This is a genomic window from Halovulum sp. GXIMD14793 (assembly GCF_054457435.1).
In genome coordinates this window covers 22909-29964 of sequence record NZ_JBTLNE010000047.1, presented here as the reverse complement: position 1 = coordinate 29964, position 7056 = coordinate 22909, and the positions used below count along the sequence as shown (strand labels likewise).

General features: G+C 60.5%; 10 protein-coding genes. 3 read left to right on the top strand and 7 right to left on the bottom strand.

Annotation, left to right across the window (positions count from 1 at the left end; genetic code table 11):
* Positions 1–165: 165 nt before the first annotated feature.
* From ACW9UQ_RS13665 to hpt, 4 genes are read right to left on the bottom strand one after another with little or no spacing between them, the layout of a single operon-like run.
* Positions 166–390 (bottom strand): DUF2585 family protein, encoded by a 225-nt coding sequence (locus ACW9UQ_RS13665; RefSeq protein WP_458931577.1) that lies wholly within the window; start codon positions 388–390, stop codon positions 166–168.
* 17 nt (positions 391–407) lie between these two features.
* Complete coding sequence (locus ACW9UQ_RS13660; protein WP_458931576.1) at positions 408–1460, bottom strand: FAD-dependent oxidoreductase; 1053 nt, start codon at positions 1458–1460, stop codon at positions 408–410.
* Complete coding sequence (locus tag ACW9UQ_RS13655) at positions 1461–1586, bottom strand: hypothetical protein (protein WP_458931575.1); 126 nt, start codon at positions 1584–1586, stop codon at positions 1461–1463.
* A 50-nt stretch (positions 1587–1636) separates the two neighbouring features.
* Positions 1637–2182, bottom strand: a complete 546-nt coding sequence (hpt, locus tag ACW9UQ_RS13650; RefSeq protein ID WP_458931574.1) for a hypoxanthine phosphoribosyltransferase — start codon at positions 2180–2182, stop codon at positions 1637–1639.
* Between the two features lie 75 nt (positions 2183–2257).
* Between hpt and ACW9UQ_RS13645 the strand changes: the two genes are divergently transcribed.
* A complete protein-coding gene (locus ACW9UQ_RS13645) occupies positions 2258–2710 on the top strand; it encodes a type II toxin-antitoxin system RatA family toxin (protein WP_458931573.1) in 453 nt (150 codons plus the stop codon).
* A 71-nt stretch (positions 2711–2781) separates the two neighbouring features.
* Here ACW9UQ_RS13645 and ACW9UQ_RS13640 read toward each other — a convergent pair whose 3' ends face one another.
* From ACW9UQ_RS13640 to ACW9UQ_RS13630, 3 genes are read right to left on the bottom strand one after another with little or no spacing between them, the layout of a single operon-like run.
* Positions 2782–3249, bottom strand: a complete 468-nt coding sequence (locus tag ACW9UQ_RS13640; protein ID WP_458931572.1) for a CinA family protein — start codon at positions 3247–3249, stop codon at positions 2782–2784.
* Positions 3246–3737: a phosphatidylglycerophosphatase A family protein gene (locus ACW9UQ_RS13635; protein WP_458931571.1), complete on the bottom strand. Its 492-nt coding sequence runs from the start codon at positions 3735–3737 to the stop codon at positions 3246–3248. Before ACW9UQ_RS13635 ends, ACW9UQ_RS13640 begins: the two co-directional genes overlap by 4 nt.
* Positions 3734–4879, bottom strand: coding sequence for a bifunctional 2-C-methyl-D-erythritol 4-phosphate cytidylyltransferase/2-C-methyl-D-erythritol 2,4-cyclodiphosphate synthase (locus ACW9UQ_RS13630; protein WP_458931570.1), 1146 nt, complete (start codon positions 4877–4879; stop codon positions 3734–3736). The genes ACW9UQ_RS13635 and ACW9UQ_RS13630 overlap by 4 nt, the downstream gene beginning before the upstream one ends.
* 114 nt (positions 4880–4993) lie before the next feature.
* Here ACW9UQ_RS13630 and dusB point away from each other — a divergent pair, with 114 nt between their 5' ends.
* Both dusB and ACW9UQ_RS13620 read left to right on the top strand, forming a co-directional pair.
* Positions 4994–5968, top strand: coding sequence for a tRNA dihydrouridine synthase DusB (gene dusB / locus ACW9UQ_RS13625; protein WP_458931569.1), 975 nt, complete (start codon positions 4994–4996; stop codon positions 5966–5968).
* On the top strand, positions 5965–7053 hold the full coding sequence (locus ACW9UQ_RS13620) for a two-component system sensor histidine kinase NtrB (RefSeq protein WP_458931568.1): 1089 nt from the start codon (positions 5965–5967) through the stop codon (positions 7051–7053). The genes dusB and ACW9UQ_RS13620 overlap by 4 nt, the downstream gene beginning before the upstream one ends.
* The last annotated feature ends 3 nt before the right edge of the window (positions 7054–7056 follow it).

The window sequence follows — 7056 nt, the reverse complement described above, 5'->3', positions numbered from 1 at the left end:
ACACGCTCCCGAATATCCAGTGATAGCGATTTGCCCATGTTCCACCTCCAAATATAGTGAATCACAAAATCCGCATCGTGGGAATCCCACCGATTCAGATTTCAAGGACGGCGCTCTAGTGGGGTAAGGAGCCGAGTGGCACCGAGCGCTTAGCTGGATCCAAACCTAAATCGCCGCCTGCCACTCACGTACCGCGTCCAGCGGCCAGAGCAGCATCAGCACATTCAGGGTCAGCTCGTCCCGGATCATCCATGTTGTGCTGATCTCGAAAATCAATGCGATGGCGACGCTCAGCCAAACCGGTAGCCAGCGCGCCCGCCAGAAACCTGCGGCCATCGCCGCGACCGAAGTGATGACGCATTCGCCATAGTAGTTAAGGACAACCGTCACCTCACGATAGCTGTGGTTCAGCCATCTACCAGGCGGCGTAGCGCAGCACGGCCCAGGGGTGGGAAAAGGCTTGTTGCCCGAAGTGCGGTGTAGGTTGCAGTGCGGGCGAAAGGGGTGGCGCTTTGGATGATTTTCCGACCGCGCTCGGAAAACCGCAGGACACGGGCACCTTCTGGGTGGCGGGCGGCGTGATATCCATCCAGATCGCCATCGACCAAACGGGCCGCCAGATCTGTTGCATCAGCGATGCCCAGATTCATCCCGCGTCCCCCGACCGGCGAATGACAATGCGCGGCGTCGCCGGCCAGAAATACCCGGCCCTGACGATATTGCGCCACCTGGCGAACCGAGATAGTGAACGCGCCAGACCGGCGTATGTTGCGGACCAGCATCGGCACCGGCAAGGCGGCAAGTGCATCAGGCTGACTGGCGATGACGCGGTATCTGGCCTTCTCCAGCGGCACGACGACAGCGATATTGCCTCCGGCCAACTGATAGCCGCAAAACCAGCCGGGATGCGGCCAGTCATCGCTGTCGACATCGGCAATGGACCATTTTTCCGGCAGGTCGAAGCCTGGATATTCCAGACCCAGCGCTGCGCGGACAGTGCTGCGAACGCCATCTGCGCCAATAAGGTAATCAAAGGTCAGCTCTTGGCCGTCGATCCGTGCCGTCACACTGTCATCGCTCTGGCGCAACCCTTCAAAAGCCGCTCCAAAGCGAACATGACCACCGTAGCGTTGTAGCGCTGCGGCCAGATGATGCTCGGTTCGGTCCTGGGCCAGCCCGTAGATGGTTGCCTTGTCGTCTTCAGGAAACGGCAGCCGGGTCAGTTGTCTGGACCCGCGGTGGAAAACAACACCCTGAAACCGGATGGCTTCCGTCAGAATGTCAGCCGCAGCGCCGGATGGGTGCAGCAGGCCTAGGGATTTTGGCTGAATGCCCACCGCCCGGCTGAGTTGTGACGGTGTTGCGCGTTGCTCAAACACTTGGGCATCTACGCCCCGGCGGCGCAACTCAAGCGCTGCGGTTAACCCGGTGGGGCCTGCGCCTATGACCCCGACCCGCATCTAGCGCAACACCCTTGGCCCTGCGCGCTCTGCCTGAAACCAGTCAGGTAGGAAGCCGTAGCGCTCCAACACCACCAGAAGAACACAGGCCGCGATCACGGCAAGCCCAAGCAGGACCCGCTTCATCGACGGTGGATTTTGGGCCCAGCGTTTGGCGCGAAGTAACCAGAAGATATTCATGACTGACCCGTAAAGCGGACCGCACCAATATAGGGAAGGTTGCGGTTGCGCTGCGCATAGTCGATGCCATAGCCAACGACGAATTTGTCGGGGATTTCAAAGCCGGTCCAGGTCGCTTTCACATCCACCTCGCGCCGGGTGGGTTTATCCAGCAGGGCGCAGACCTCCAGCCGGGCAGGATTGCGGGACTGCAACAGCGACAGGACATGGGCCAGTGTGTGGCCGGTATCGACGATATCCTCAACCACCAGCACATCGCGGCCCTCAATCTCGCCGCGCAGATCCTTCAGGATGCGCACCTCGCGGCTGGATTCCGTTGAATTGCCATAGGAGGAGGTTTCGATGAAATCCACCTCAACCGGCATCTGCAATTCACGCGCCAGATCGGCGATGAACACGAATGACCCGCGCAGCAGCCCGACGACAATTAGCTTGTCCGTGTCCGCGAAATGGGTGGAGATCGTTGCGGCCAGTGCCTCGACCCGGGCTGCGATTTCCTTGGCCGAGATCATCGGGTCGATCACGTAATTTGAATGGTCCATGAGGCTCCGTCATTTCGTCGCGTTTGGTCGATTCCGCCTTTACCATAGCGCGCAACACGGCCATACCCTAGCGCCATGCCGACGCATTCCGAAACCCGCATTCTGCCCTACAGCCCCGCACAGATGTACGATCTGGTGGCTGATATCGCCTCTTACCCCGAATTTCTACCCTGGTGCAGTGGTGCGCGCATCCTGAAGCGCCATGGCGGGCCCGAAGGGGAGGTTGTGGAGGCTGACCTGATCGTGTCTTTCAAGGTATTCCGCGAAAAATTCGGATCCCGCGTCACCTTGTTCCCCAAGGCGCAACGGATCGAGGTTGTTTATATAGATGGGCCTTTCAAAAAGATGGATAGCCATTGGGCGTTTGCAGCTCATGAGCAGGGCTGCGAGGTGACGTTCTTTGTCGATTTTGAGTTCCGCTCCCGTACCCTTCAAGCGCTGATCGGCGTGGTGTTCAATCAGGCGATGCAGCGGATTGTTGCTGCGTTTGAGAAGCGGGCTGCGGCGCTTTATGGGGCAAGCACCTAAAGCAGTGCTGCGCGGTTGGAGTCGCCTGACGATGCGCAGTGGCCCAGCGTCAGATTATGCCAAGTAAAGGTTTATTCGACAGCCTTCAAAACCAAGCCTAAAGCATGCGCAATCGTTGCGCGGCGAACTTCATCGCGCCCCAAAGCACCGAACTGCACAGTTTCGGCCTTTGTCTGCCGACCCGTCACAGCCAAGCCGAAACAGACCATCCCCTCAGGCTTATGCTCAGACCCGCCGGGGCCGGCGATGCCGGTGACCGACACAGCGATATCGGCGGCAGAACGGGCTAGGGCACCCTCTGCCATCTGTTGCGCCACATCTTCGGACACTGCGCCATGCTCATCCAGCGTTGCGGCGGAAACGCCAAGCATCTCCATCTTTGCTGCGTTGGAATAGGTGACAAAGCCCCGGTCCACTACATCAGACGATCCCGCGATATCGGTCAGCGCGGCTATGATCATGCCCCCCGTGCAGCTTTCTGCTGTGGCCAGCATCCACCCGCGCGCCCGGCAGGCCGCAAGAACCTCAACTGTGCTCACTGTCCCATCATCCCGTGGCTTATCCCAGCGGCGATTGCCACACAGATGGCCGCCATCACACCGGCGATAACGTCATCGAGCATCACTCCCAAAGGCGTGTGCATGTTGTCGGCCCAACTGACCGGCCAGGGTTTCCAAATGTCAAACAGCCGGAACATGACAAACGCCCCGACCCAGCCCGGCCAGGGGAAAATATGCGGCGCGGCACTGGCAAACCACAGCCCGGCAGACAGGGGGAACAGGGCAATCCACTGGCCGACAACCTCGTCAATCACCACTTCGGACGGATCGGTGTTCTCAGCGCCCCGTGTCACAACCGCAGTGGCATAGACCCCAAGGACAAATGCGATAAGCGTGGCAACAACCAGCCCGGGGAAGCCCAGAAACCGATGCAGCAAATATCCAAAAGGCAACGCTGCCAGAGAGCCGAATGTGCCCGCAGCCACAGGCGCATAACCCACATAAAAAAACGTCGCGATCGCGTTCATTGGGCCACCAGTGTCGCAGCTGCTAACGCCGCAATCCCTTCGCTTCGGCCGGTAAAGCCCAACCGCTCTGATGTGGTTGCCTTGACGCTGACCCGGTCAGTTGTCAGCCTGGTGATCCGTGCAATTTCGGTTCGCATCGCTTCAGCATGACGGCCGATCTTGGGCGTTTCACAGATGATCGTGCAATCCAGATGGGTGATGGTAAAACCGCGCGCCCCAGCACGCTCGACCGCTTTGGCCAGAAATATCTCGGAGGCAGCACCTTTCCACTGCGGATCGCTGGGTGGGAACCATTGGCCAATATCGCCTTCCGCCAGAGCGCCAAAAACGGCATCGGTGATGGCGTGCATTGCGACATCGGCGTCGGAATGCCCCTTCAGGCCGCGGTCATGCGGCAAGCGAATACCGCAGAGGGTCACCGCGTCGCCTTCGCCAAAGGCATGCACGTCAAACCCGGTACCGGTGCGAATGTCCAATTGTGCCTCCAACAGACGCTCTGCGCGGGTGAAATCCTGCGGCAGCGTGATCTTGAAATTATTGCCGTCGCCCGGAACGATGGCAACCGGCAAACCCGCCTTGCGCGCCAGTGTCACATCATCGGCGACAGCCGCTGAGTTTTGCCGGTGCAGCTGAAGGATGGTTTCAAAGTCGAAGCCTTGCGGCGTCTGCGCCCGCCACAGGTCATCTCGTGCCACCGCATCCGAGGCCAGACCACCCTTTGCCCGCCAGAGCGCATCAACGATTGGCAGCGCAGGCAGGGCGGCGGGATGGGTGTCCAGCGCGTCAGCGACCGTCGTAATCAGGCTGGCGGACACAAACGGCCGTGCGGCGTCATGGATCAGAACGTGACGCGGGGCGGCCTCGGCCAAAGCCTCCAGCCCGGCCCGAACGGAGGCTGCACGATCAGCCCCACCGGGAACGGGCGTATGCAGACGCGGATCAGGCAGGGAGCAATCGGTATAGGCATCAGCATCATCGGGATGGATCACCGGCAGGATCATCTCGATCCCGGGATGGGCGAGAAGGGCGCGCAATGTGCGCGTTATCACGGCCTGCCCACGCAGCTTGCGATACTGCTTCGGCACCACGCCGCCTGCGCGTTGACCACGCCCGGCGGCAATAAGGATAACAGCCAGTTTCATGAACCCTCCCGACATGTCGGGAGACCTATGACAAATTGCCTCGGCTTTGGAAAGCTGTTGCCGCATTGCTCAAAATTTGGTACCTGCGGCTGAATTGCTTAAGGATTAATCACTATGCCGGTTCAGATCGGCGATATCACCCTGAACTCTCCCGTTCTTCTTGCGCCGATGGCGGGGATCACGGATTTGCCGTTTCGCAATCTGGTCAGCCGGTTTGGTGCTGGTCTGGTTGTGTCTGAAATGGTGGCCAGTCAGGACATGGTGCAGGCGCGCGCCTCCGCCCGCGCACGGGCGGAGCTTGGGCTGGATCAGGAGCGCACCTCGGTCCAGATCGCCGGGCGCGAGGCGTATTGGATGGCGGAATGCGCCAAGCTATGCGCGGGGCAGGGCGCGCGCATCATTGATATCAATATGGGCTGCCCAGCCAAGAAGGTGACCAACGGATATTCAGGCTCTGCCCTGATGCGCCAACCCGATCATGCGCTTGGCCTGATTGAGGCGGTGGTCGGTGCGGTCGATGTGCCGGTCACTCTGAAAATGCGCCTCGGCTGGGATGATGCGTGCCTGAATGCGCCCGATATTGCCCGCCGCGCCGAAGTGGCAGGCGTCCAGATGATTACCATTCATGGCCGGACCCGCTGTCAGTTCTACAAAGGCCAGGCAGACTGGGCCGCGATTGCAGAGGTGGTTCAGGCCGTCGACATTCCGGTGATCGCAAATGGCGATATTGTTGACCGATGCAGCGCCCGGCAGGCCTTGGCCCAATCCGGTGCTGCGGGCGTGATGGTCGGGCGCGGTGCGCAAGGGCGGCCCTGGCTGCTGGCCGATATCGCGGCGGATTTGGGCGGAATGCCCGCCCCGGTGATCCCGGTCGGCGCGGCGTTATACGATATGATCATCGCGCATTACGAGGCGATCCTAACCTTCTATGGCACCCAGTTGGGTCTGAAATGCGCCCGCAAACACCTTGGCTGGTATCTGGAAGGCCGCGCCGGGCCAGAGCTGCGCAGGTCCGTTTTGACAGCCACAGATCCGAAAGACGTCATTCGCCATCTGCACGATTTGGGTGAGGTCAGTGCCGCCGCATGACACATACCGATTTTGATCAGATCTGGGGCGCGATACCATACCCCGCCTTTGTCATCGGACCGCGCGACCGTATCCGCACCTGTAATCCCGAGGCAGAGGCCTTCGCCGCCACTTCCCTTAAGCAGATGGCCGATAAACCGCTAGCCGGGTTCGTTGGTGAAAGCAGCCCGCTGCTGGAGGCGATTGGACAGGCCCGCAGAGAAGCCGTTTCGGTCGTGCAGCATGACATTCATATAGGCTGGGCCGACAAGCCGCCGCGTATCTTCAATCTGCACGCGGCCGCGATGCAGGAGAGAGGCGCGGTGCTGCTGCTGTTGCATCCGCGGGGAATGGCCGAACAGATGGACCGGTCCTTATCGCACCGTTCCGCCGCCCGCTCTGTCGCGGGAATGGCGGCGATGCTGGCGCATGAAATCCGCAACCCGCTGGCCGGTATTTCCGGTGCAGCGCAATTGTTGTCCATGTCGCTGCCCGAGAGCGAGCGGGAATTGACCGAACTGATCCAGGATGAAACCAAGCGTATCGGTGATCTGGTCGAACGGGTAGAGCAGTTCGGCGAATTGCGCCCGACCGTCCGCAACGAGGTCAATATCCACGACGTTCTGGACCGGGCGAAACGCGCCGCAGAGGCCGGGTTCGCCGCCCATGTCCGGTTTCGCGAAGACTACGACCCGTCGCTACCGCCCACCGCAGGCGACCCCGACCAGCTGATGCAGGTCATGCAGAACCTGCTGAAAAACGCTGCCGAAGCCGTGCCTGAGGTCGGCGGCGTGATCACCTTGCGTACAGGATTTCAGCCCGGCGTGAAGCTGACCCTGCCGGGCGGGAAATCCGAAAGCGTGCCCTTGCTGATCAGCCTGACGGACAATGGCAAGGGCATCCCCGACAGCCTGATCAAGGATATCTTTGACCCCTTTGTCAGCTCCAAGGCCAATGGCTCTGGCCTGGGGCTGTCGTTGGTATCGAAGGTTTTAAGCGATCATGGCGGGGTGATTGAATGCGACAGCGAACCGGGCCGAACTGAATTCCGGGTGCGCCTGCCAGTTTGGCGCGCGTCTGCGGACGATATGATCAAGGAAGACTAGGCC

Coding starts and splice junctions, on each gene's coding strand:
- ACW9UQ_RS13660 (WP_458931576.1), bottom strand. CDS start 1,460: ATGCGGGTCGGGGTCATAGGCGCAGGCCCCACCGGGTTAACCGCAGCG.
- ACW9UQ_RS13655 (WP_458931575.1), bottom strand. CDS start 1,586: ATGAAGCGGGTCCTGCTTGGGCTTGCCGTGATCGCGGCCTGTGTTCTT.
- hpt (WP_458931574.1), bottom strand. CDS start 2,182: ATGGACCATTCAAATTACGTGATCGACCCGATGATCTCGGCCAAGGAA.
- ACW9UQ_RS13645 (WP_458931573.1), top strand. CDS start 2,258: ATGCCGACGCATTCCGAAACCCGCATTCTGCCCTACAGCCCCGCACAG.
- ACW9UQ_RS13635 (WP_458931571.1), bottom strand. CDS start 3,737: ATGAACGCGATCGCGACGTTTTTTTATGTGGGTTATGCGCCTGTGGCT.
- ACW9UQ_RS13630 (WP_458931570.1), bottom strand. CDS start 4,879: ATGAAACTGGCTGTTATCCTTATTGCCGCCGGGCGTGGTCAACGCGCA.
- dusB (WP_458931569.1), top strand. CDS start 4,994: ATGCCGGTTCAGATCGGCGATATCACCCTGAACTCTCCCGTTCTTCTT.
- ACW9UQ_RS13620 (WP_458931568.1), top strand. CDS start 5,965: ATGACACATACCGATTTTGATCAGATCTGGGGCGCGATACCATACCCC.